Below are 221 nucleotides of genomic sequence, written 5' to 3' on the forward strand. Positions count from 1 at the left end.
CTCGACTGTGTAAATCAACGGCAATATTGGCATTATCCAAATACACAAACAGATTGCCTTGTCGCTGACGTCCTCTTTGAAAGTCTATATTGCTGATATTATTAATAACTCCTTTAATACTTTCTTTAGAGGTGCTTTTTTTCTGTTGGTTCTGTTTAATGTTATTGGCTTTTTCGGTTTTGCCAAAATCACCATTTTGTAAGATGGCTGCAGCTATCGCT

Annotated in this window: 1 pseudogene; it reads right to left on the bottom strand. The window is 36.2% G+C overall.

The annotated features are described in order from the left end of the window. Positions 1 to 221: pseudogene (locus V6256_RS15730) on the bottom strand (pilus assembly protein PilQ); the annotation flags it as partial.

It is taken from the genome of Psychromonas aquatilis (assembly GCF_038155185.1).
GTDB classification, from domain to species: domain Bacteria; phylum Pseudomonadota; class Gammaproteobacteria; order Enterobacterales; family Psychromonadaceae; genus Psychromonas; species Psychromonas aquatilis.